This is a genomic window from Klebsiella sp. K5-306, from assembly GCF_051835185.1.
Classification (GTDB): domain Bacteria; phylum Pseudomonadota; class Gammaproteobacteria; order Enterobacterales; family Enterobacteriaceae; genus Klebsiella; species Klebsiella oxytoca.
In genome coordinates this window covers 22939-48702 of sequence record NZ_JAIFJY010000027.1, presented here as the reverse complement: position 1 = coordinate 48702, position 25764 = coordinate 22939, and the positions used below count along the sequence as shown (strand labels likewise).

Below are 25764 nucleotides of genomic sequence, written 5' to 3'. Positions count from 1 at the left end.
TGGTGGAAAAAATAGCCTAAATAGGCTAATTCGATGTGTTTGCGGGAAAAAAATCGGCCCAGATCCGCGAAATTTTAATCAGCGAGTCAGCTTGGGAAGAAATGACCTGCTTATTCGCACCTTCCCTCGCCAACCGCAATAACCAGCGGAGTTGATATTTTCACGGTTGTCGCTATTAACGACCCCAGCACCATCACGCCGACCACGTTGGCGATGTTGGAGATACGCTGGATAATGTTCGAGTTTTTCGACTGCTCGATTAAGTCTACGCCCTTGTTATAGCCATAGTGGATAAAGAAATATTTTGAGCCGACGTTAACGATATTAAACAGGATGAACATCAGAAGAGGGCCAATAATATTGCCCTGAAGCGCAAAGGCCGCCCCGATACTGCCGCAGATTGGCAGCCAGGTAAATTTGAGTAAGCTATCCCCGAGACCGGCAAAGGGTCCCATCAGCCCGGCTTTTACCGACACCACGGCTTCTTTTTCTTCTTCCGAGGTTTTTTCCTCCAGCGCGGCGGTGACGCCAAGGATCAGCGCGCCGGTATTCACCTGTGAGTTGTAAAACTCAAGGTGGCGCTTCATGGCTTTAATGCGCGTTGCTTTATCGGCATCAGCGTAGAGTCGCTCAAGCACCGGAATCATGCAATGCGCAAAGCCGATGGTTTGTAACTTCTCATAGTTATAGGAAAAGGACATTGACTGGATATTCCAGAAAATACGGTTTAGATCCTGCTTAGTCAGTTTTTTGTCCTGGGTTGCGGTTTCGGCCACCCGATAAGAGGCGATATCGCTCATAAGTCATATCCTTCTTCAGTGTCGGTAGTGGACTGCTGCTCTTTTTCCGCAGGTGAACTCTCGGCCTTCTGACCATTGCTGTAGGCCATGTCATAGAGCACTGCAAAAGCCAGAGCGATAAAGGTAATGGGAATGATCGGCAGCTTCAGATAGGTGGTGAGCATGAAGCCAAGCAGAAAGAAGAACCACATCCGGCCTTTCAGCAGCATTAAGAGGAGGATACAGACGCCGATAGCCGGGATCATTTTGGCGGCAACGCCCATACCGGTCAGAATACTTTCCGGGATGGCGGCCAGAATCCGACCCACCAGCTCCCCGCCAAAATAGACGGCCAGGAAGCAGGGGACGGCGCGGATCAGAAACCACAGCGGCGTAGAGAAATAATGGACTTTCAGCAGCTTACCATAGTCACCCTCCTGAATGGACTTCTCCGCCCATACGTTCAGGAAACTGGCGAAAGAGCGCCAGATGATAAGAAGCTGCTGGCAGAGTATCGACACCGGGACGGCGAGGGCGATGCCCGCAGCGATACCGCCTTTGGAGGAAATGCCCAGAGCGACGCCGATGATTGATCCGGCAATAATGTCGGGCGCGGAATAGGCCCCGACGTTGCCGATCCCCATCCACATCAGCTCCAGCGTGGCGGCGATCGCCAGCCCCTGAACCGTATCGCCCATAATAATTCCAGCAACGGTTCCCGTCAGAAGCGGGCGACGCAGCATCTGCGGCCCGACGTCGTCCAGTGAGCAGATCCCTGCCCAGATGGCGACCAGAAAAGCTTCAATTAACATAGAGTATTCCCTGTTTTAAAAGGCGTCATACGCGCTGGCGTTAAATTAACGTTTGCAGATCAACTACCGGATCTTTGGGCACCATCTGTATTTCCACCGGTATATTCCTGGCTATGAGCGATTTAAAGGCCTGTTCTTCTTCCGGCGTTACCGCGACGGCGCGGGAAAGACTCTTTCTGCCTTCCTGCATTCGCATGCCGCCGACGTTGAGTTTGTCGATTTTCACCCCGTTTTCAACGAGCGTGTTTACATCAATACTGTTAGTGAACAGCAGCATGGTGCGTCTTTTAATTTCCGTTTTTTGCAGGATTTCGATAAATTTCTGCACGCCGAATACCTGTACCTTTAATTCGGGCGGCGCGGACATGGTTAAAACCGATTGCTGGATTTTGTCGCCAGCGACTTTATCGTTGATGATGAGCACTTGTTCGATATCGTGGTTTTTTACCCACGTGGTAATTACCTGGCCGTGAATCAGACGGTCATCTATTCTTGCGAGATTAATCGGCATATTTATTTCCCCTACAGATCGGTCGATTGTGTGTATTCAGCGTGTAACGTTTTTCCGACGTTAAAACAGCTACCCGGGAAAACGTCTTCAATAATTGTTGCAATCTCATCGCGCGGTAAATCACGATTGCTGAGCACTTCCAGCAGCGTCGGGATATTGAACCCGCAGAACAGCAGGATGTCCGGATAGGTCAAAAAGAGCTCGCTCGCCAGGTTGCATGGCGAACCGCCCATCATATCGACCAGTATCACCACGCCGTTTCCCTTATTGACCGAGAGATAGGTCTCGAGCAGCGTGGCGCGCACATCGCTGATATTGGCCTCAGGCTGCAGCGAAATCACCGACACGTTGCGCTGTTCACCGATAAGCATTTCCGCACAGGAAAGCGCCCCCTGGGCAAAAGGACCGTGGCTGACCAGAATGACAGGAATTTCAGTTTGCATACGTTCTCCCGGGCTGACGTTGAGTGACATTGTTACTATTTATTGTTTCGATGTTAGTAATAGTATTACTTTAAGGTGAGGGAATACACAGGACAGAAGTCCCATTTATTCATTCTGCGAGGGTGATCACTCTTCAGTTATTCAGCGCCGTGTTGGGTTTACGGCGCAGCAGGCACGGCAAGGGCAGGAGGCTGGAGCGCGTTATTCGTCAGGATTTGTGATTCTGATTGTAGAACCGCTGGGCGCGGTTTTGGGTTTGTTTCAGCAGGCGATCGTCGTATTGCTGAATAAAGAGATTCGTCACCAGCATATTGATAACCGAGAGCTGCGACATTTTTGAACGGATAGGGATCAGGCGAGATACGCTTTCGCTGGTGATGGTGTGTAACAGAACGGTAGCGAGAGCAGAGATGCGGCTTTGCCCCATTTTGGTGATAGCAATTGACGGAACGCCCAGCTGCTGAGCCATGGTCAGCAGCTTAACGCTTTCCAGGTTTTCGCCGGAATGGGAGAGAATAATCACCAGGTCATGCTCATCCAGCGTATTGACGATGCTGTACTGAATACTGTAATCCGCGTGACAGCTCACGTCTTTCTTTATTTTGATGAGCTGATACTCCAGCTCTTTACCGACGAGTCCGCTGCTGCCGGCACCGTAAATCACGATCTTATTACTCTTCCTGATCAGCGCTATCGCCAGCTCTAGCTGTTCGATATTCACGATGGCATGGGTCTCATCAATGGAGGATTTTTCAATCAGCTGGATTTTATGATTGACGCTCTCTACAGAGTCATCAAGATTGATATCCTCCTGTAAAACCTTGTCGTGCTGGGGATGACCAGAAGAGGTGATCAGATCAATTTTAAGATCGCTGAAACCCTGATAGCCGAGTTTGTGGCAGAGACGCAGGATGGTTGTGGTGCTGACATCATTCGCTTTGGCCAGGGTCTGAATGCTCATGCTTTTTAGCAGCGGCTTATTCGCCAGAATATAGTCGGCGACAAGACGCTCTTTGGCGGACAGATTGTTATTCACTTCTCTTAGCTTTAGATCAAGCACCTGGCCACCTTTAAAAGTGAGACGATAATTGTTCGCCATCATACAAGATAATCGGAAGGTTGATAACCACTCTGCCATCAGGCAGATTTGTCGCCAGGCAATCAGACGGCACCAGGCGAAGAATGAAATATCAGGACGAATTACAGAGATTATTATTCAGCGACCCGCTCAGAATGGAGGCGCTTTATGCCGTTCAGGCGCTCGAACTCAACGATGGCTGGATCGGTGCCGGCCTGGTCAGAGATGCGGTTTGGGATCATCTGCACGGATACGGTCAAAGGCCGGTTTCGGGTGATGTGGATGTTGTCTGGTTCGATCCGAAAAGCTGCAGTGCTGCCCACGATAACGCGCTGGAAGCGGGGCTTTGCCAACGGTCGCCCGCCTTTAACTGGTCGGTGAAGAATCAGGCCAGAATGCACCAGCGTAACGGTAATCAACCTTATCATTCAACGGAGAATGCGCTTAGCTACTGGCCTGAGACGGCGACGGCCATCGCGGTCAGAATAGGGCGCTCTGGCCTTATTGAGGTCATTGCGCCTTACGGACTCGACGATCTGTTTGAACGTCGCCTGCGGCCAACGCCGGAATTTGAGGGCGATAAGCTGAATATTTTCCGCCAGCGCGTGGCGGAAAAACGCTGGCTGGAACGCTATCCTGTTCTGCAGCTTATGCTCCCGACCGGAGGCGGTCAAACCCAGCGGTGAGTCAGCGGTGAAGGGGATGCGCTAATCGCCCCCCTCTATCGATTGTCAGAAGAAATCAATGCGCGTATTGATCCCCACGGTGCGGCCCATATTGACCTGCGCGACAGCGCTGCTGCCGTTCATATAGCCGTAGGTACGGTAACGGCGATCGAACAGATTATCGACATAGACGGAAATATTCATCCGTTCAGTCGCCTGCCAGCCCAGGCTGCTGTCGAGGGTGGCGTAAGTCCCTTGCCGCAGCTGGTTATCGCCATCGAAATAATGCGGTCCTACCAGATTCACCGCCAGTCGGGGCATCAGCGCCCCATAACGGGTATCAATCATGCCGTTCACGCTGCTCCCCGCGCCGTAACGCGGAACAAACGGCACCCGGTTGCCGTGATACAGCTCACTGTCATTGGTGAATTCGGAACGGATCATGTTGCCATTGATGTCCCATGACCAGCCGGGCGCAAACCGCCATTTTGCCTCAAGCTCAACGCCGGTGGCGTCGGCTCTCCCCGCGTTGCTTAAGGTCTGCATCCCGACCGGACCAGAGTAGAGCTGCATATCTTTGGTGTGGGTATAAAACGTCGCAGCTTGCAGCGTGACGTCGGCGGTCTCGTAGCGGGTGCCAATTTCGTAGTTGATGGATTTTTCCGCGCTGAACGGCCTGGCATCAAGGCCTGCGGTAGGCACGATATTATATCCGGAAGGTTTATATCCCTGCGCTACGCGGGTATACACCCGCCAGTCGTCGGTCAGCATATAGCCTGCGGAGAGCTGTCCGAGCACGTGGTCATCACTGCTTTTACCACGATCGCCAAAGGGGTTACCGAGCATACTGCCGTGATACTGCGTGCTGGCTTTATCATGTGAGAAACGCGCGCCGCCGCCGATGTCTAAACGATCGGTTAAATGCCAGGTCAGATCGCTGTAGGCGGCCAGCGTTTCGGCGGTGGTGTAGCCGGTGCTGCTTAAATAGGGCATGGTCGGCATATCGTAGGCTGAATTTAGCTTCTCCCGGGTATTCTGCCGGTACAATCCGAACACCATATCCACGGTCCGCGTCTCGCCGAGAGTCGCGGCGCGTAGCTCCTGCACATCCTGATTCCAGCGTTGGGGCATATTGACGATCAACGAGCCGGAAGGAAAAGTGCGTGAATAATTCTGCTGCTGCCAGGCGCCGATCAGATTGAAAACCCAGTCCTCGGTGCTGTATTTCCCGCTGAGCGTCTGGCTGTCAGTGCAGCGCCGCATATACGGGTCCGGCGACCCCGGGTCGATCGACAGTTTACGGCTCTTAATATCATTCCATGCCACATAGGCATCCTGTGTCGCGCGAGTACATTCGCGCGAGGCGGCAAATCCCATTTCCCAGGGCTGGTCGTCCGGCGCCAGACGCAGTTTCACATTCCCTATGCTGGCGCGGGTGCCGCCTAAATCATCGCTTCCCGTCGCAGGGTTAATCATCTCGCCGTCATCAACCTGGCGTAACAGCGTTACGCTGCCATAGAGCAGACCATCCTGGAGAGGGCCGCTCAGGTTGAACTTGCTACGATAGCTGTCGCGGCTGCTGACGCCGCCTTCGATATAGCCGCGCGGGGTACTGTCCGGCTGCTGCGTGACGATGTTGATAATCCCGCCCTGAGCGCTTTTGCCATACAAGGTTCCCTGGGGACCCCGCAGCAGCTCCACGCTTTGCACATCGGTTAGCGCCTGGATGGTGTTAGTAGATAGCTGGGGAACCCCGTCGACATACAGGGTGACGGCAGGGTTATAGAAGTCCTGGGCAGAAGAGATGCCGCGAAGCGAGATCGTTGAAAAAAGCATATTGCCGCTATTTTCAATATTGAGTCCGGGCAACACTCGGGGGAGTTTGTCGCTGGCGGTAACGCCTGCGTCGCTTAACTCCGTCGCGCTGATAACGGTAGAAGAGACGTTATTGGCTGATGCCGAGCGGGAAGACTGTTTACTGGCGGTGACCACCAGCGTGGTTTCGTCTTGCTGTGCAGTCTGGGCATGAGCCATGCCCGGGAGCAGAAACCCTCCCACAATCAGAGGGTAAAACCGTGTCATTTTCATTGTTATGAGTCCCTGTAAAACGGCGAAACGCCAAAAATAGCCACAACGGTGAATTGAAAATGATAACTATTTCTAATTGTGCTGCTACCCGAAACGGGTTTATTTCCACCTGTTTCGGGTAGGGTTGCGCTTATTGTGACGTCTGGCGACAACGCTCGGTGGCGAGCGCCGTCAGGCGTTTTTTATCTACCTTGCCGACGGCGGTGAGCGGCCAGTGGGTCAGAAACTCAATTTGGTCCGGAATTTTCCACGCGCTGAGCCCCAGCTGGGTTAGCTGGTGACGCAACTGTTGATAGTCAAATGGCGTCTGCTGCGCGATGATAAACGCGCAAATTCGCTCGCCAAGCAGCGTGTCCGGCGCGGCAACCACGGCGCAATCCTTTACCGCCTCCAGACGCATCAGCGCCGCTTCCACTTCCGCCGCGGCAATTTTCTCTCCGGCGCGGTTGATCTGCTCTTTTATGCGTCCCTCAACGTACAGGTTTCCCGCCTCATCGCGCCTGACATTATCGCCCGTACGGTAAAATCCTTGCGCGGTAAAGGCTCGGGCATTGTGCTCGGGAGCGCGATAATAGCCCGAAATCGTGTAAGGGCCGCGCGTTAATAACTGTCCGGTTTCGCCAGGCGCAACGTCGTTCTCTTCTTCGTCAACGACGCGAATTTCATCCAGGGGAGATAGCGGGCGCCCCTGGCTATGGAGAACGCTGACCAGCGGATCGTTGAGACGGGTAAAGCAAAGCAGCCCCTCCGCCATGCCGAATACCTGCTGCAGGGTGCAGTTAAAGGTGGCGATGATCTGCTCTGCCAGCGTCGGATCGAGGCGGGCGCCGCCCACCTGAATGACGCGCAGCGAAGAGAGATCGCTCTCTTCCCATTCTCTGGCCTGCGCCCAGAGCTGCGCCAGGGCCGGCACCAGCGCGACGTGCGTCGCGCGGCATTCGGCGATTAATGGCATCACCTCATCGCAGCTGGCGCTGTTGGTCAGCACCACCTTCCCGCCGCAGGCAAGCGTTCCCAGAATACCGGGACAGGCCAGCGGAAAATTATGCGCCACGGGAAGGACGGCGAGATATACGCTTTGGGCGTTGATGCCGCACAGTTCGGCAGAGGCGCTGAAGTTATAACTATAGTCGGCGTGCCGTCGCGGAATAAGCTTTGGCGTCCCGGTGGTGCCGCCTGAAAGCAGCAGCAGCGCGGTGGCGGAAACCTCGGGCTGCCGCCACGCCTGAAGCTCGCCGCGCAGCGAGAACAGCGGCGTAAACTCGTCATCTGCGCATTGTTCGATGGTCAGAACATGACGCAAGCAGGCGTGTTTATGCATCATCTGGCGGGCCAGCCCTGCATGGTTTTCCCCGTGAATAATATAAGCGACGGGTTGCGCCAGCGCGATCAGCGCGTCGATATCCAGCTCCCGCTGGGAGGGCATCGCCAGAACGGGGATCGCGCCGAGTCTTAACAAGGCGAACAACAGGATCACGAAGGCGTTGCCGTTTGGAAGCTGCACAATCACATGCTGCCCTGAACGCAACCCCAGCGAGTCTAACCCTGCGGCAAGCTGGTCGACCCGGACATCAAGCTCGCTGTAGGTTAGCGCACCCCCGTCATCAACGAGCGCTGTTTGCGTGGAATAACGCGCCGCCCAGCAGCGCAGCTGTGCGGCAATAGGTAAGGGATACTGTTCAATCAGAGTGTTAAAAGAAGCGTGCATGCGTCACCTTTCAGAAGTACTGGACTGTTTTTGCACAGCGGTCAGCGTCGAAAATGCGTCGGGAAAATGGCGGACAATCTGCGTAAAGAAGGCGTGGGATTGTTGAATGGGATAGAAGTGATCGCCGTCGATTGTAACCGGCCCGGTAACGTGGGTCAGCCACTGACGCCAGGCGTCGACCTGCTGCCGGGAGGCTTCGCGATCGCGGCTGCCGCATATGAGCAGCGCAGGCGTGCGCAGCGGCGAGGCGCGATCGGGCGAATCGTAGTGATAATGCTCGGTGGCGTAAAAATCGGCGCGCAGGAGGGGAAGAAACAGCGATATTAATTCCTCGTTTTCCCGCAGCTCAGGCGAACATCCGCCAATATCTATCAGCTCAGCGATAAAGTCGGCATCATCGCGATGGCTGAGTCGGCGTTCGGAATGGAGGTGAGGAGCATGGCACCCCGAAATAATCAGGCCATGCGGCGCATGTCCTCGTTGCTCCAGAAGGCGACAGGTTTCAAACGCCACCTGCGCGCCCATACTGTGCCCGGCGAGCAGCAGCGGCGCGTCAGGAGATACGCTCTGTTGCAGTTCGTTCGCCAGCCGTACCGCCAGCGGCATAATGCTGTTGAGCGGCGTCAGATGGCGCAGGCGATCGCGTCCCGGCCAGGTTACCAGGGAAAGCGCGATGTCCGCCATAGGCTGCTCTCGCCAGCAGCGAAACGCGCTACTGCTGCCGCCTGCGAAGGGGCACATCACCAGATGCGCCGTACTGGCGCTGCGGGCGGGCCATAACGGAGTACACATGGCAGATTGCATCATCGGGACTCCTCATCGTGGCGGTAGAAAGCCGTTAACCGTTCATGACGCGGCGGCTTCAGGTGGCGGATCTCGGCATTGCCGGTCGCGCGTAAAATCTGCTGCCATAGGTACGACACCGCCAGCTGATGAGCGCCGTGGCAGGCGGCAGGCGCATTTTCGCCCGCCAGATGGCTGCGCAGCTGATGGAGTAATCTTCCGACGCCCTCAGGCCCGGCGGTTTCACAGCAATCACGCCAGCTCAGGGGCGCCGGGCTGCGCGTCTGACCCGGCGGGTCGCGCAGGATCTCCGGTCTGCGGTAGAGGCTGCGAGCATTCTCCTGATGTTCGGCGACAAACAGGCTGGATGACCAGATGACGGGGCCGTAGCTCGCCTCCAGCGAAAGATGTCCTTCCGGCCATCCCAGCAGCAGACGGTGCATAATCAGGCTGTGCATATCCGGATCGTCAGGATCGAGATAGCGCTGAAGCAGCAGGCATGCCTCTCCCTCCGGCCAGTAGAGTCTCAGACAGTGAAAGTCGCTGAAGCTGCCGACCACTTCGCACGCCACGCTGGCGGCATCCACGCCCAGACCCAGCAGCAATAAATCGAGAGTGGAGTAGAGCAACTGCCGGCTGGTGGTGGCATGGACAATCGACGGCCCCTGATCCAGACAGCGACGTAACTGCTCCGCGTCCCTGAGCCACACGCGACCGGCAAGCGCGTGCGGATAAAACGTATTGACCCAATAGCAACGCCCCTGTTCCTGCGCCAGCGCTTGTAATGAACGGACATCATCCGGGTGGAGGGGATGCTCCTGAATAACGTGCGCGCCGTGAGTTAAAAAGTGCCGGGCAAGCTGCGTTCCGCTCCCGCCGGCGACGGTCGAGCGCACGACGATACAGGCGATATCCGGCATCTCCTTTATCTGTTCGAGCGAGGTATACAGCGGGATACCAAACGCCTGGGCCAGCTCTTTTGCGCGCGGGCTTCCCTGGGCCAGCAGGCCAACCAGTTCGAGCCCCTCCTGGGGCTGCATAAAGGCGTTAAGGTACATTTCGCCGAATTTGGCGCCCACAATCAGTACGCGTTGTTTGTCGAAGGTGGACGGCATCATAAGGTGTTCTCCGGTTGCGTTGAGGTTGCGACAAGCCAGCGCTGGATATGCTGCGCGCAAGCCTGAACGTGGGGGGGCTCCAGCATGATTTGCCAGTGACTGGCTTTAATCGCATAGCGGTCGGCGCAGTCCATCCAGGCCCGCCATTCGGTCTCCGCTGGCGTCCAGCGCTCGGGTCTCATTACGGCATGCAGGATGAGGCAGGGAAGCGCAACGGCTTCGCCCGGCGTATGCCCGGCCAGTAAACGCAGCAGATGCGCGATGTTGTCGATCCACGTTTCTGCCGCTTGCCGCGTCAGGTTTTGCGGCACCATTCCCGCCGTTCTGGCAAGGTCGATGAAGACGGCAAGCTGGCGGGCGGGCGTCAGCCGGTCAAAATGTTCCGGCAGCGCCAGCGGCGTATTCCCTTCGGCTAACAGCCGCAGCAGGGCCGTCCGGTTGGCGCAACGAAAATCCTGTCGACACACGGGATCGATTAACGCCAGCCGTACCTGCTCGCCTTTGGCGTACAGACGCTGCGCGGCGCCAGCTGCAAGAAAAGCGCCGTACGACCATCCCGCCAGCACATAGGGGCCGTGTGGCTGCTGGCGACGGATGGATGCGACATACTCATCGATCATCCGATCAAGCGTGGCAAAACGCTGCGGCGATTTTGCCTGCAGGCCGAATACGCGCCTGTCCAGCGCCCGGGCAAGCGGCAGCCAGGCGCTGATATCGCCGTCGGAAGCGTGGAAAACAAACAACGTTTCATCACCCGCGCCGTGGCAAATGAGCACAGGATTGTCCTCTGCCGACGAACAGGCCTGCAGATGGGCGCAGAAGTCGCTGAGCGTTGAATGGGTGAACAGATCCTGAAGGCTGGCGCTGGCAATTCCTCTGCGGTTCAGCTGCGCGACCATCCTTGTCGCCATCAGACTGTCGCCGCCCAGCGCAAAAAAGTCGTGATGTCTGGCCACGGGGCGAGAAAGCAGCGATTGCCAGAGTTCAGCGACCTGTTTTTCCAGCGTCGGATCGCCCCCGGCGACCGGGGTCGATTCGGCTGGGGCAATCTGCGCAACGGACGGGGTACGCAGCGGCGCAAGTAACGCTTCTTGTTGGCGAATCCGTAATGCGGGCAGGCCGGAGCCAAAACGCTGCTGCAGATAGCGTCTTACGGCTGCTTTATCCGGTCGATTCACGCCAGGCGAACGCGCGACCAGCAGATGCTGGCGCAGAGGCGAGGATTCCTGCGTCGGCCACGCCAGCTCGTTGACAAACCCGGCCTGCGCAAGCACTTCCTGCCACGCCGAACGGGCTAGCATGGGTTTCTCATCCCGGCGGCGGAAATCACGGTATCCGCTCAATCCCTCGATAAAGCCGACGCTCGCCAGCTGGAATACGCTGTTTCGCTCCGTCGCCTCGACGATCAGCAAACGTCCGCCGGTTTTCAGCAGCAGCTTTAATCGGCGCAACGTCTGAACGATATGACTGGCGTCGTGAAGCACATTGACGGCAATAATCAGGTCGTATCCTTCTGCCGGATGGGCGGCGAAATCCAGCGGCTGGTTAATGTCGAATAAGGCGTAAGAAACCCGCGATTGATCGTGGAAACGGCTCCGGGCATCGTTGAGGAACTGCGTGGAGACATCGGTGAAATGGTATGAACGTCGCGTGCTTTGCGTGGCCTTCAGCACCGGCTCCGCGGTGGCTGCGGTTCCGGCGCCCACCTCGAGGATGCGTTCTGCGCCGCACAGGGCGGCAATCTGTGCGGTATAGCGATTCAGACAGGCGCTGGCGGGGTTTTCGCGATACAGCGCGTCGGTTACGCGCAACGGCTCATTGAACAGCAGTTCCAGCGGCGAACACTGCCCGGAGAAAAGGTCGTCGTGGCGGGAAATAGAGGCGTCCAGATACTGCGCCAGCGCCTGACTCCATTGGGTTGGCGGGCAGGCATCCTGCGGCCCGGGGATCTCGCTGAACGCCATGCGGCAGCGCCAGCTATCCCCCTCGCGGGCCAACCATTCTCTTTCCGTCAAACACTGTAGCCACTGGCGCAGCAGCCGTCGCCGGGCCCCCTGCGCGGCCAGCGCCTGTACAATTTCGCTAAAGCGATGGGCGCTCTCCGGCGAGGTGAATAAACCATGGCGAGTCAGCGTGTCGGCGATCCCTCGTAGCGCACGCGCCTCCAGCCAGCGCCAGGTCGCGTCCAGTTCATCAAGTTGCGCCTGCTCAGGCAACGGCAGCGCCAGCGAGGCGAGATCGCGCTCAGCCGGGGCGAGCGCGGAGGGCGACGGCCCCTCGGCCATGACGATATCCAGCGTTAATGCGCCATTTTCGCTTAGTTCCACTCTGGCCCGCTGGATACCGGGATAGTCCAGCGTCGCCTGCTCAATATCCCGCAAATCGTAGTCCGTCTGCGCGTTGAGCGGCCAGCGGCGGCGCGGGTTCTGTTCGGCAATACCGCAGGCCATCGTCTGCAGGCTTTCAGGGCTGGCAATAGCGGCCTGCAGGATGGCGCAATAGTCTGTAAACATGGCTTGCGCTGTGCCCGGCTCCAGCACGTTATCCATGCAGTACCAGCTAAACGTCAACTCGCCATCGCTCTCCATGACCTGATGATCCAGCCAGACCTGTGGCGTTTGCGTGAACACATAGCAGGGTTCACCGAACAGGCGACTCATCGCCCGATCGATAGCCATGCCTTCCAGCGTCATTCCCAGCATGCTGGTAAACACCACCGGCATCAGCGGTTGATGCTGCGATCCGCGCAGGCGCCCCAGCTCGCGGATCACCTCGACGCCGTTCATTTCGCTGTGCGCCATGTTCTGCCACAGGCGCTGCTGGGTTCGTTGCATCTGCTCTTGCAGCGTCGCCGGCGCGGTGAAGTTAAAATCGACCAGCGTGACGGAGGTAAAATCACCAATCAACTGGTTAATTTGCGGATGAACCGGCTGGCGATTAAAGAAAGTCAGGTTCAGGGTAAATTCAGCGGTGCGGCTCCAGCGCTCGAGGGTGGCGGCAAACAGCGTGAGCAGCGCGGCAGAAGGGGTGAGCCCTTGCTGCTGCCAGCGCTGCTTAACGGCCTGCCACGCAGGCTTGCCGATCGTTGAGGTGAACGTGGTGAAGTGTGGAGTTTCCGGCGGCGTCTCCACCACCGGCAGTTCCGGCGCCAGGGGTAATTGCGGCAGTTTTTCCTGCCAGAACTCCCAGGCATCGTGCCATGCCGCCGTCTGCCGGCGCGCCTGTTCAGCCATCACATAATCGCGGAAGGTGATATCGAGCGGCGCCAGCGTCTCTCCGCGCCAGGCCTGCGCCAGATCGTCCATCATGACTTTAAAACTCTGCACATCGAACTGCAGAAGATCGAGGTTCATGTGCAGGCGATAGCGACAATCGTCGATTTCGCTGACCACCAGTTCAAAAAGAGGCCACTGGTCGGCGGGTAAAACGCGATAGCTCAGTTCCTGCCGCCGTTTTTCCAGCGCCAGGCGCTGCTCCTGCGGGGAGAGCGCGCGCAGATCGTCGCGCGGGATGCGATACGTCGGGGTTGTCGCCAGAACGCGCTGTTGGCCGTCGGCATCCACCACCATTCGCAGCATATCGTGACGGGCAATAAGCTGGTTCCATGCTTTCTCCAGTAGGGAGAGGTCGAGTTCATCGTGGCGTTTATCCCACTCAAACAGCACGTGACAGGCAACGCCGCCATAACCAATAAGATGGGTTCTTCCCAGCCAGTAGGCGTGCTGAATCGGCGTCAGAGGGAAGGGGGCATAACGCTCATCGGCGTCGTGCCGTAACGCTTCCGGCTGCGAAGCGGCAGGCGTCTTCTCTGGTATAGAACAGATAAGCTGCGTGAGCCCACGCGGCGACAGATCCTGCCACGCCCGTTCCGCATTGATGCGCACGCCCAGGTAGTGCTGAATATCGCTACTGAGCTCAAGGAAGAGCAGCGAATCCATGCCCAGCGGCAATAGATCCTGATTTGCCTGCAGCGATGCCGGATCGCTTAGCCGTAACTGAACCGCGATGCGTTTTTTCAGCCATGTCATTACCGCCGTTTCATCGCTCAGGTTGCCGATAAAGACGTTGTCATCCGCAGGAGGGCTGACCGGCACTGCGGCTTTTTCTGCGGACCCGCTATGGAACAGGGCCTGTTGTAGCGGAGGCATGTTGTCGCTGAAAACACGCATCGCCAGCCGCCATGGAGCACCGCGCATCACCGCCTGTTCCAGATGCCAGCAGCCTTCGGCATTGCTTAACGCGCCCATGCCGCGGCTGGCCAGCGTCGCCAGCATTTCCGGCGTGGCCGCCCGACCGCTTTCCCCCCAGGCGCCCCAGGCAATGGTTATCGTTTTCGGAGTATCATCAGAAGTATGTTGCCGCGCCAGCCCGTCCAGATAGCCGCAGGCCAGCGCATGGGCGCTTTGACCCGGCGCGCCGAGGGCGGCGGCTGCGGAGGAGTAAAGAATAAGATAGCGTGCGTTGTGGTCGCTCAGGCTTTGCCGCAGCTGGTCTGCCGCCTGCGCTTTCACCGCGAAAACCGCGGCCAGCTGGCGATCGTCCAGATCCTGCAGCGGCCCATCAGCCAATACGCCTGCGGCGTGGATCGCCCCGGCAATGCCGCCATCGCCCGCCAGCTTATCGAGAACCCTGGTCAGCTGTCGGGCGTTGCCAACATCACAACGGCAGACGCGGATTTGCACGCCCTTGATGCCGCCCGGCCAGGAGGCATCCACGCGCGGCGCCAGCAGGGCAATACGTTGCGCCCCTTTTTCCTTGAGCCAGTTAACGGCAAGGCGGCCCAATCCGCCAAACGCGCCGGTCACCAGATGCCAGCGGGTATCGCCAGCGAAGACATTTGCCGGAAGATCGGCGGCGCGCCCTGGATTCGGCGCCAGGGAGGGGAGCCAGAGGGCGTTGCCCCTTGCGGCGAGCCAGCGCTGAGAAAGGGAGACGGCGCTCAATCCCTGACGCAGCGTTTCCCATGGCGTGTTTTCGGCCAGATCGATGGCGGCAATCAAGCGTTCCGGCTGTTCATTGGCCGCGACGCGAAGCAAAGCCCACAGAGCGTGATGAGACGCGGCGAGCGCCTCATTCTCCTCAACCTGCCACGCGCGGCGAGTGATCGCAATCAATCCTCCGGCGCCGGTGGTCAGGGCCTCCTTCACTTGTTTCGCTAACGCCAGCGTCTGTTCGCTCTCCTCGACAATCATGAGCACCGAAGCGGCCTGCGGATCGTGAAGGATACCGCATTGCGCCAGCTCATTTTCGTGCGCAAGCGTACCGGCGCTGAAGCGAAATGCCAGTGGGCGGCCATCGCTGGCGGCGCTGAAGGGCGTCCAGCGCCATTGATAATGCGTCTGCGGCGCAGGAACAGGCGCGGCGGGAGCCATCGGCAGCCACTCGCCATCAGGATGACGGGCTTCCACGCGCATCTCGCCGCGGGAAAAGGCGGCGTTTCGCCAGCTTAAGCGCACCACCCCCAGCCATTGCGGGGGGCTGACCTGGGGCGCTTCCACGGGGGAATTGTCGCCGTGCCGCGCTGAGAGCCGCCGCCAGGCCTCCTGCCAGCGGGCGTTAAACCGTTCCGGGTGACCCGCGCAATCGGACCAGTCGGCGAGATCATCAGCATTATCCGGCAACGTCTGCCCCAGCGCGGATGCTGATGACGAGGATATCCCCTGACCGGGCAGCGTGGCGAGAATGATATGTTCGCTCATACCGGCGGTCGGGCTACCCTCCTGCGGTAGCCACGCCACTTTGCTGAATCCGGCGCGGCGACACTGCTGCCGCCACTGTTGGGGGGTGAGGAAGAGCTCGCCTTCGCGGGCATCGATATCCTGGAGCGGAAGCACCAGCGGGCCAAAAACGAAATCAAACAGACGCATTGGCTGGGTGATTTCGCGCATCAGCAGGCGTCCGCCCGGTTTGAGCAGAGGGCGCAGATTATCGAGCGTGCGGCCAATATGGCGGGTGGCGTGGATCACGTTCGCCGCCACGATAAGATCGTATGAGTTTGCCTGGAACCCCTGGGACTGCGCCTCTTTTTCGAGATCCAGTTCGTGGTAGCGCACAAAGCCATAGTCGGCGAATTTCTGCTGGGCGCGGCGGGTAAACAGGGCGGAGATATCGGTGAAGTGGTACTCCAGCGCCGGAACGCCGTTGAGTTCCGGCAGCAGCCACGCGGTGGTGCCGCCGGTACCGCCGCCGACTTCCAGGATTCGTAAAGGGCGCTGGGGCTGACGCGTCTGGACGAGACCGCGTAAGATACCGGCGGCGATTTGGTTGAAATAGCGGCCAAAGCTGAACTCCTGATAGAGGACCTCCACGCCGTCGGAGGCGCCCTGTGGGAAGATGATCGCCACCGGCTCTTCCTCGCCGCTCATCATTTCATACAGCCGCTCGCCGGCGCGGGCGATGGTCTCGGGAATAGCCTGAAAACCTTCACAATAGCCAGCAAGCTCCGCCAGCAGAGCTTGCCTCTGCTCATGTTCAATCGGGCGGGCGCGGAAATAACGCCCGTCAGCGTAGCGGTAGTCGCCGTCGGCCACGCAGTTATTCAGCAGGCGTTGAAGCAGCTGCTGGTAGCGCGGCAGCAGACGGCCTCGGCGCATAATGGTCATGGCGTCGACGCCGCTGGCAATGGCATCGTCCGCACAGCGTTGTACCAGCCGATCGACATAGATGGCGTGTAGCCGCGTGGCGCAGCGTTTAAGCGCTTCCAGCCGGGGAAGATCGAGCGCTGCCGCGGCGCGACTCGCCACCTCAGCGCCGGCGGACAGCACGACGTCGTCAGGCTCGCAGACGTTGGAAACGTGCTCTTTCCAGTAACGCTCGGTCGCGAACGGATAGCGTGGCGCAGAGATACGTTGCCCATTGCCCGCCAGTAAGTCTGCCCACGGCAGGGTGACGCCAGCGGCGTACAGCTGGAGCAGCGCCTGATTCAGGACAGCGCTCGCCTCCTGGTTACGGCGGGCGCTGGCTATCCAGTAAGCGTTATCCCGGTATTCGCGCTGTCCGGAGGTAATCAGCTGGGCATCGGGTCCCATCTCTATAAAAACGCGGGCGCCGAGCTTGTGCGCCGCCTGAATACTCTGGATAAAGCGCACCGGCTGGCGCATATGGCGGCGCCAGTAATCCGCCTGATTGAGCGTCGACGCATCTATGGCCCCGGCGGTGAGGGTGGAAATAAGCTGTAGCTGCCCGGGCTCTGCGTGCAGCCCGGCGCAGGCGTCCTGAAAACGATCGAGTATCGGCTCCAGTAAGGCGGAGTGCGCCGCGCCGGAAACGCTCAGGCGACGATAGCTGATATCACGCTGCGAAAGCGCGGCGCAAAATTCCGCAATACGGGCTTCCGGCCCGGAAAAGACCGTATGCCGGGTGCCGTTGTTGGCCGCCAGATCCAGCTCAAACTGGCGGGCCAGCGGCATCAGCGCCTCTTCTTGCGCGAACACCGCCACCATCGCGCCGTTTGCGCACAGCTGCATCAGCGCCCCGCGGCGGCAAACCAGCGGCATAACCTGTTCAATCGTATAGTGTCCGCAGACCACGGCGGCGGCAAATTCGCCCACCGAGTGACCGATGGCGTAATCCGGCTGCAATCCCTCGGCGCGCCAATGCGCCGCCATGGCGATTTCAAAGGCAACGATGGCCGGCTGCGCCCAGGTCATCTCCTCCAGCTGCGCCGAGTCGGGATTAAACATCGCGTCGCGCAGGGAGGGCGTGAGCATTTCACGACAGGCGGAAAAACAGCGTTCCAGCGTGTCGGCAAACACCTTCGAATGCTGGCACATGGCGTGGCCCATGGTCCGCCAGTGTGAGCCCTGCCCGGTAAACAGCCACACCTGCTTACCGCTCACGCCGTGGCCGCTATAAACCGGCGCCCCGGCCTGTTCTCCAGCCCAGGCGTTAAGGGCAGCGGCGGTATCATCGTTTAATGCCGTCGCCAGACGAAAGGGGAGATCGAGACGGCGGGCGCGCAAAGCCGTGAAGGCCAGATTACTGGTATCCGCGTTTTCCCTCAGCGCCCGAGCATAGTCCGTAGCCAGCTGCCGCAACGCGGTGTCGCTGGCAGCGCTGAGCAGCAGCGCGGTGCTCCTGCTACCGTCATCCGCACCAGGCAACGGTAATTTGAGCTCATCGGGCAGCGAGGCGACGATCATGTGGCAGTTTGTGCCACCAATGCCAAAGGAGGAGACGCCCGCGTAGCGTATTTCCTCCTGCCACGTCTGGGCCGTCACCGGCACGGTGAACGGGCTTTCGTCGAGCTTGAGCGCCGGGTTTGGCGTGGCAAAATTTAGCATCGGTGGAATTTGTCGGCGGTTGACCGCGAGGACGGTTTTCAGCAGCCCGGCAATCCCGGCCGCCGTATCCAGATGGCCAACATTGCTTTTTACCGAACCGAGCGCGCAGCGCTGATGCGGCGGGCGGGGCGCATAAACGTTGCGCAGCGCTTCAATTTCAATCGCGTCTCCCAGCGGCGTGCCGGTACCGTGGGTTTCAATGTAGCCAATCTGTCTGTCATCGATCGCCGCCAGCATTAACGCCTCTTCGATGACCGCTTGCTGTCCTGCCACCGACGGCGCGGTATAACCCACTTTTCGGCTACCGTCGTTGTTGACCGCGCTGGAGAGGATCACGGCAATAATCGGATCCTCTGACAGCAGCGCATCTCTCAGGCGGCGCAGTACCACGCAGCCGAGACCGTTGCCGGCCCAGGTGCCTTCTGCCGAGGCGTCAAAAGGGCGACAGTGGCCATCGGGAGAGAAAATCATCCCGGGCTGGTAGCGGTAGCCCGCCTGCTGGGGGAAAGAGAGCGCCACGCCGCCGGCCACCGCCATATCGGACTCCCCCGCGCGCAAGCTTTCGCAGGCCAGATGCACCGCAACCAGCGAACTGGAGCAGGCGGTCTGTACCGATAGCGCCGGGCCGTGCAGATTGAGCTTATACGCGGCGCGGGTGGCAATATAGTCCTTATCATTACCCATCAGCGACTGCAGACCCTTGACCTGCGCGACTTCCGTGACGTTCAGGGCTTCGCGGCCGGGATAGGTGCTCATCCGGGAAGAGGCGAAAACGCCGGTCTTGTGGGGGACGGCACCGGGGGCATAGCCGGCATGCTCCAGCGCATGCCAGACCGCCTGCAAAAACAGCCGCTGCTGCGGATCGATAGATTCGGCTTCTTGCCGCGAGTAGCCAAACAGGGCGGCGTCGAAGCAGTCGGCGTTGTCTAAAACCGTCCCGATATTGACGTAATGAGGATCGTCAATCACCGCGGCATCCAGACCGGCGGCCAGCAGCGCCTCGCGGGTAAAGCGCCTGCTGCATTCACGGCCTTCCAGCACGTTTTGCCAGAACGTTTCGCCATCGGGCGCTTCAGGAAAATGGCAGGCGTAGCCGATCACCGCGACAGGTTCGCAGTCCGGGTAGCGTTCAGCGATCGATGCATCAATGGAATCTGCTGTCGGCGCAGAAGAGAAGCGCAAGTTATCCATAATCGGTCTCGTTTCCTAAGAGTCACAAAGTCAATGGCACGCCGCGCTTGCGCGACGGCGTCCCGGAAAAATCAGTTTGGTTCGCGCTAAATCCGCCGCTGGCGTCGGCGAACCGGGCGAGAGCGTGGGGCTTTCTCCTCCATCGCGACGCCGGTAAGGTATTCGGCCAGAGCGGCTGGAGAGGAGTGGGTAAAGAGATCAAGCAGCGTCAGCGTGGAAAATTCGTGACGTTGTAACAAAATGTGCAGCTGCACCAGATTTAGCGACGTGGCGCCCGCCTCAAAAAAGTTATCCGCGGGCATAATCGATTCGCCCACCACCTCGCGAAAGGCGTCGCAAATCAGACGGACAGTGCTCTCGTCCGCCGCCACGCCGGACACCGGGCGCTCAGGGCAGCCGCGCGGAGCGGGCGCGGGGCTTTGTTCCGCGAGTTTAACGTGGGGAACCAGCGCGGCGAGCGGCAGCTGCCAGCAGCTCTCTTCCTCGGCCATCCGATTGAGCAATTCGCCATACTGGGCAAACTGCCGCTCCACCTGTTCGGCAGGAAACAGGGCGGCGACAAAATCCCAGTTAAAGCGCAATTCACCTTCGGACTCATAAACCTGGTGATCGAGCCAGACCTGCGGCGTCTGCGAGATACCCCAGACCGGTTTGAGTAAATTGCGCCGGGCGAGGAAATTATCCTGCGCGAAGCCGAGCGCGCTGGTGAAGACGACCGGCATGGTCACGGCGGGCAGATTTTGCCGTTGCGCCAGCTGACGCATCACGCGGATGGCGGATACATCGCGATAATTGAGGCTCTGGCTCAGGCGCTGCTGCAGTCGCTGCGCGCTGTGCAGCCAGTTGTCGCCAGGCCGCCAGCTCAGCAGCATCAGCGAGGTGAAGTCGCCCAGAATCTGGTTGATTTGGGGATGCACCGGACGGCGGTCGAAAAGCGTCAGGTTAAGCGTGAAGTCAGGCCGCGCGCTCCATGCCGAGAGCACCGTCGACCATACCGATAAGAGTAAGGCCGACGGGGTAAGGTGGGCTTCAGCCGCCCGCTGTTTCAATCGGCGCCAGCGCGCGCTGTCCATGGCCCCGTTCAGGCGGGCAAAGCGCGGCGTCGCAACGTCCTGAGGCAAGCAGCGCAGCTGCAGCGCCGGCGCCGGAGGGATATCGTCCAGCTGAGTCTGCCACCAGGCCAGGGAGTCTGGGTCTGGCGCCCGCAGCGCGGGTTGCTGCAGATAATCCCTGAAAGTGACGGGGAGCGGCGGCGGCAGCTGTTGCGGATAGCGATAGCCGTGTTCCAGCTCCGCCAGCAGGATCTGCATGCTTAGCCCGTCAAGCAACAGGTTATCCAGGCACAGCCAGAGTCGGGCGGGCATCCCGTCGACGTATCCGACCTGGAGATCGAATACCGGCCAGATTTCGGGGTTGAGTACCTGATGCGCCAGTTTTTCACGTAGCCGCAGCGCCTCGTCTGGCGTTGGGCAAACGTGCGCGGGTATGATCCAGGGGGGAGTCTGTTCGAGAACCTGCAGCTGTCCATCGTGAACAACGGCGCGCAGCATATCGTGGCGGACGATTAAACGATTCCAGACCCTCTCCAGCCGGCGGATATCCAGATCGGCAACCTCAAATTCAACGAAGAAGTGGGAGCCTACGCCGCCCAGGGCAAACCCCGGCTGCCGTCCGACCAGGTAGGCCTGCTGCACGTCGGTAAGCGCGAAAGGCTGGTAGCGATCTTCAGGATAGTGGGTGAATGGCTGTTCGACCGGGAGGTCGGTTTTAAGCAGGGTAGCGGCAAAATCCGCCAGTCGGGGATGATTAAACAGATCGCTTAATTGCGCGGTATAACCCGCCTGATGGAGCTGTCCGGTCAGACGGGTGGCCAGCAGGCTGTCGCCGCCTTGCTGGAAAAAGTCGGTCTCCCGGGTGACGGTGCCGATCGACAACAGTTGCTGCCAGATGGCGGCCACGCATGTTTCCGTATCGCCCTGAGGTAAATCCGCTTCGGCCGATGTTTCCGCCTCAGAGGTATGGCGACGGGTCAGCGCCTGATAGTCAATTTTTCCGTTCGCGGTCAGCGGGAAAGCGTCAAGGAAATGGATCCGTTGCGGCACCATCCACCCGGGCAAGCGTTCGGCAAGGGCGGCCTGTAGTTTACGCGGGTCCCGGCGCATCTGGCTGGCCGGGCACTGGACGAGGAAGCGTTGTAATCCGCCGATTTCATCGCCATGCTGACAGCTGAAGTCGGCGGCGCTGAATATTGTTGCCCACGCTGCGCTGTTATGCAGTAAAGCCTCCGGTTGTCCAGCGGTTAACAGAAGCGTGCTGAGCAGGGCAGACGGCGTCAACTGGCGAAACTCCATGACGTAGAGCAGCGCTCCGGGGACGGCGAGCCGTTGTAAGGTCTTAAGGAGTCCGGGATCTTCTGGCAGCAGACGATGCAGGGCATTATTCAGCCAGACAATGTCCGCCGAATGCGCGTGCGCCGCCAGCGTCTCTGCATTCCAGAGGGCCAGACGGGCATCAGGCCATGGGGCAAGCCGCTGTCTGGCGCTCAGCAGCAGCTCCTGGCTATGTTCAAGCCCGACATACTCAACCTCGCCAGCGTTGAGGCGGGACAACAGGCACTCTGCGGCGCGGGCGGTGCGGACCCCCACCTCCAGCAGGCGTACCGGGCGCTGTAAACGTCGGGAAAGCTGTTGGCACATTGTCGCCAGCTCCTCGATATACAAGGCGCTGGCCGGATGGTCGAAAGCCAGACTTTCCGGCGACCACCGCGCATCGTTCAGTAATGACAGTTCGTGGCGCGCGCCGCGAAGAATCTGCATTAAGGTGAGGTCATGCCCGCTGAACGAAGGATGGCGCTTTTCCGGCGCTTCTGCCGCGCAGACCTGATAACCCTCGGCGGCGGGCTGCAGCCGCTGTTGAGCCGCAAGAAAGGCTAACCAGCGTTCCATCACGGCCTGCCAGCGCGGCTGGATAGCGAGCGAATCGATCAGGGAGAGCGGATCGACGTCAGAGGCGTGGCCCGGATGCAGTTTTAACAGACGATACTGCAGAAAATCAGCGACCTGAGCGGCGGAGATTTCTGGCGGGCAGGCGCAGCAGGGCAGCGTTCCTGCCAGGGTACGCCATTCCTGCGGCAGCAACGGATCGCGATGATGGGGAACGCAAAAAGCCTCCCCCTGAGGAACAACCCAAGCCGCCAGGGTCTTCTCTTTCTCCCCGATCGCCTGAACGGTGGCTTGTTTCACGCCCGCCACCTGGCCGAGCGCGCTCTCAATTTCGCCCAGCTCGATGCGATATCCCCCGACCTTGACCTGCTTATCGCGGCGGCCGAGGAACTCTAAGGTACCGTCTGGCCAGTAGCAGCCGAGATCGCCGGTGCGATACCAGCGCTCGCCCGATTGCGTCAAAAACTGCTGCTCGCTGCGTAGGGGATCGTTGAAATAGCCTTCAGCGACCCCGAGGCCGCCAATCCACAATTCGCCAGGCACCCAGTCGGGGCAGTCCCGGCCCCGCTCATCGACTACCCGGTAGCGCTGGTTAGCCAGCGGAAAACCGTAGGGGATGGCGCGCCAGTGCTCAGGAACCTCTCTGACCTCGCAGACGTTAGACCAGATAGACGCCTCGGTGGCGCCGCCCATAGCGATAAACTGCCCTTGCGGCCGATAGGCCCGAAAGCGGGCGGGAAGATCGAGACCGATCCAGTCGCCGGAAAGCATTACCGCGCGCAGATTTGCCGGCGCAGCATCGGCAAAACCCTCGCACCAGGTCAGCAGCATATCGAATAGCGCCGGGACGCTGTTCCAGAGCGTGACCTGATGGCGTCGGATCAGTTCACACCACGCGCGGGGATCGCGCCGTTGCTCTTCCATCACCATAACCAGCGCGCCGCCGGCGCTCAGGACGCCAAAAATGTCATATACCGATAAATCAAAATGCAGGCCGGACAGCGCCAGCACCCTGTCGCCTGGACCTACCTGATAGCGGTTATTGATATCGCAACAGGTGTTGAGCGCTCCCCGGTGAGAAATGACCACGCCTTTCGGTGTGCCGGTAGAACCGGAGGTGTAGAGAATATAGGCCGGTTGTGTCGGTGCGCGAACCACCGGGTTGCCGATCGGTTCATCCTCAATGGCCTGCTGCCAGGCAAGCAGGGGAACATCGTCTGACCACGCGCTGGCGTCGTGCTGGCAAATGAGCACCAGCCGAACGCTGGCGTCAGCATAGATTTTCTTGCGCCGCGCGGCGGGCTGGTCCAGCGAAACCGGAACGTAGACCGCCCCGGCCAGCAGCACGGCCAGCACCGCAACCAGCTGTCCCGCGCCTTTTGACATGCCGATCGCCACATTGTCGCCCGGCTGCACCCCGCACGCGATTAACCTGCCGGCGCAACGGCGGGCAAAGTCCGTCAGTTCACGGTAGTTCCACTGATAATGAGCATCTGTGACCGCCAGCGCCTCCGGCTGCTGGAGGGCGATGCGGAAAATGCCTTCATGCAGCAGTCCTGCGGGAATGGGCGCGTCGGTCGCGTTGACCCGCTGGCGAATCGCGCGCTGCCTGGCGGGCAGGGTATCCGGGAACGGTTTTTGCCATGCGCTGTCATCTTCGCAGAGCTGGTTAATCAGCTGGCAGTAGGCCGCGAACAACGTCGCTACTAATGCCGGAGGGAACAGGGCGTCATTGCTGTCCCATTGCAGCCAGACCTCGCCTTGATGTTCGAAGGCCAGATGATCTATCCACACCTGCGGCGTCTGCGAGATGCCCCAGTCCGGCTCGCCCAAAGGCGGTTCCGCGCGGCTGCTGTAGAGAGAGCGTCCCAGATTGCTGGTAAATACCACCGGGGCCCCGTGGGGATAGCGCTGCTGGCGTTTGAGCTCCCGGAGGAGTTCGACGCCGGACCAGTGACGATGCTCCCAGTCTTCGGTAAAGGTCAGTTGATTCTTCTGCGCGAGGCCGCTGACGGTATCGCCGTCGCAGGCGGTATCCAGCAGCAGAATATTGGTGAAGTCGGCAAGCATAGCGCTAACCGCCGGGTGCAGCGGTTGGCGGTCGAATAACGTTACGTTGAGCAGCAGCCGCGTCAGGCCGCTCCAGCGAGCCAGGACGGCGGAAAAACAGGTTGCCAGCGCCATTGTCGGGGTGACGCCGTACTCACCGGCCCGTTGGCTGAACGCATGCCACTGTTTGGCCGGGACAATCATGCGGCGTCGGGTATTACGGACTTCACGTAGCGCGGCGGGGTCGCAGGCCAGCGGCAAGAGCGGCGCAGGAGGAAGCGCAGGCGCTTTCGCCAGCCAGTACGCGCGGGCTTCGTCTCGCAGCGGTTGATGCACCTGCTGCTGGTGCAGCAAATAGGAGCGGAAATCATAGCGGGGGTCGATAGCCGGCAGCGATTCGCCCGCCAGCAGAGCATTAAGCTCATCGAAGAAGAGCGTAAAGCTGGAGGCATCCATAATCAGTAGGTCAATATTGACATGGAGGCAGTGGCGATTATCGGGCAACAGCGTCAGCTGAAAATCAAACGTTTCGCCGATCTCCACGCGTAAAAGGCGGTGGCTCAGGCGCTGGCGCAGGGCGTCCAGATAGACCTGGCGGCTGGCGGCGTCGTTCTGGCGCAGATCATGAACCGTGACGCCGTTCCAGTAAGGTTGCTTTAACCAGACCTGCTGTCCGTCGGTGCGAAAGGCGATATGCAGCATCGGGTGGCGCTGCATCAGGATCGCGATGGCCTGTTCCAGCTTTTCCGCCGTCAGAGAATAGCCGGCAAACTCCTGATACAGATGGCAGCCCACGCCGCCGAGAGGCTGTCCAGGCATTCGCCCCGTCAGGTAGGCATGCTGGACCGGCGTCAGAGGGAAGGGGGTACCCTCGGTCATGGTCGGCCAGACGCTTTCGCCGGATGCCGTTTCCTCCGCCGGTTTCTCCGGGGAACGGCTGCGCATCAGCTGGCGCCACCCGCCCAGCGTGGGGGCGGCATACAGTTCGCGCAGGGTCACGCGGTAGCCCCTTTTACGAAACCAGTCTAACCATCTCATCAATCTGATTGAATCCAGGCCCGCCTGGATCAAATTGCACGCTTCATGTAGCTGCTGCGGCGTTAAATTTAGCTCCTGCGTGAGCCGCTCGCGTAATTGTTGATAATCAGCCGCGTTGCCGTTGTCCGGTAACCGCGGTTCCTGAGATGGTGCGCCAGAAATCATTCTTCCTCCTGATGGCACGTCTTAGCGGAAAACACTCCTTACATGAGAATAATAATTATTAACAATTGAGTGCTACCCGAAACGGGTCTATTTATGCCCGTTTCGGGTTAAT

12 protein-coding genes are annotated in these 25764 nt (G+C 59.5%); 1 reads left to right on the top strand and 11 read right to left on the bottom strand.

Annotated elements, in window-relative coordinates; all coding sequences use genetic code 11:
• Positions 1-110 precede the first annotated feature (110 nt).
• The 5 genes from K2184_RS26945 to K2184_RS26925 all read right to left on the bottom strand — a co-directional run bounded on the left by K2184_RS26945 (position 111) and on the right by K2184_RS26925 (position 3605).
• A complete protein-coding gene (locus K2184_RS26945) occupies positions 111-800 on the bottom strand; it encodes a PTS system mannose/fructose/sorbose family transporter subunit IID (protein WP_439237804.1) in 690 nt (229 codons plus the stop codon).
• Positions 797-1591 (bottom strand): PTS mannose/fructose/sorbose/N-acetylgalactosamine transporter subunit IIC, encoded by a 795-nt coding sequence (locus K2184_RS26940; protein WP_004102115.1) that lies wholly within the window; start codon positions 1589-1591, stop codon positions 797-799. The genes K2184_RS26945 and K2184_RS26940 overlap by 4 nt, the downstream gene beginning before the upstream one ends.
• Positions 1592-1631: 40 nt before the next feature.
• Positions 1632-2102, bottom strand: coding sequence for a PTS system mannose/fructose/N-acetylgalactosamine-transporter subunit IIB (locus tag K2184_RS26935; RefSeq protein ID WP_004102114.1), 471 nt, complete (start codon positions 2100-2102; stop codon positions 1632-1634).
• An 11-nt stretch (positions 2103-2113) separates the two neighbouring features.
• A complete protein-coding gene (locus K2184_RS26930) occupies positions 2114-2545 on the bottom strand; it encodes a PTS sugar transporter subunit IIA (protein WP_004102113.1) in 432 nt (143 codons plus the stop codon).
• Between the two features lie 208 nt (positions 2546-2753).
• A complete protein-coding gene (locus K2184_RS26925; protein WP_032704848.1) occupies positions 2754-3605 on the bottom strand; it encodes a MurR/RpiR family transcriptional regulator in 852 nt (283 codons plus the stop codon).
• A 122-nt stretch (positions 3606-3727) separates the two neighbouring features.
• Here K2184_RS26925 and K2184_RS26920 point away from each other — a divergent pair, with 122 nt between their 5' ends.
• Positions 3728-4309, top strand: coding sequence for a nucleotidyltransferase family protein (locus tag K2184_RS26920; RefSeq protein WP_032746056.1), 582 nt, complete (start codon positions 3728-3730; stop codon positions 4307-4309).
• A gap of 45 nt (positions 4310-4354) precedes the next feature.
• Here the strand turns inward: K2184_RS26920 and K2184_RS26915 are convergent, their stop codons facing one another.
• From K2184_RS26915 to K2184_RS26890, 6 genes are all read right to left on the bottom strand, one after another.
• Positions 4355-6376, bottom strand: coding sequence for a TonB-dependent receptor (locus tag K2184_RS26915; protein WP_064371140.1), 2022 nt, complete (start codon positions 6374-6376; stop codon positions 4355-4357).
• A 130-nt stretch (positions 6377-6506) separates the two neighbouring features.
• Entirely contained in the window at positions 6507-8084 is a 1578-nt protein-coding gene (locus K2184_RS26910; RefSeq protein ID WP_023320963.1) for a (2,3-dihydroxybenzoyl)adenylate synthase, read from the bottom strand.
• Between the two features lie 3 nt (positions 8085-8087).
• Positions 8088-8891: a thioesterase II family protein gene (locus K2184_RS26905; protein WP_024274184.1), complete on the bottom strand. Its 804-nt coding sequence runs from the start codon at positions 8889-8891 to the stop codon at positions 8088-8090.
• Complete coding sequence (locus K2184_RS26900; RefSeq protein WP_004102107.1) at positions 8888-9985, bottom strand: thiazolinyl imide reductase; 1098 nt, start codon at positions 9983-9985, stop codon at positions 8888-8890. The genes K2184_RS26905 and K2184_RS26900 overlap by 4 nt, the downstream gene beginning before the upstream one ends.
• Positions 9982-19458, bottom strand: coding sequence for a yersiniabactin polyketide synthase HMWP1 (irp1, locus tag K2184_RS26895; protein ID WP_163524917.1), 9477 nt, complete (start codon positions 19456-19458; stop codon positions 9982-9984). Before irp1 ends, K2184_RS26900 begins: the two co-directional genes overlap by 4 nt.
• 86 nt (positions 19459-19544) lie before the next feature.
• Positions 19545-25652 carry a non-ribosomal peptide synthetase gene (locus tag K2184_RS26890; RefSeq protein ID WP_163524919.1) on the bottom strand — a complete coding sequence of 2036 codons (6108 nt, stop codon included), beginning with the start codon at positions 25650-25652 and terminating at the stop codon, positions 19545-19547.
• Positions 25653-25764 lie beyond the last annotated feature (112 nt).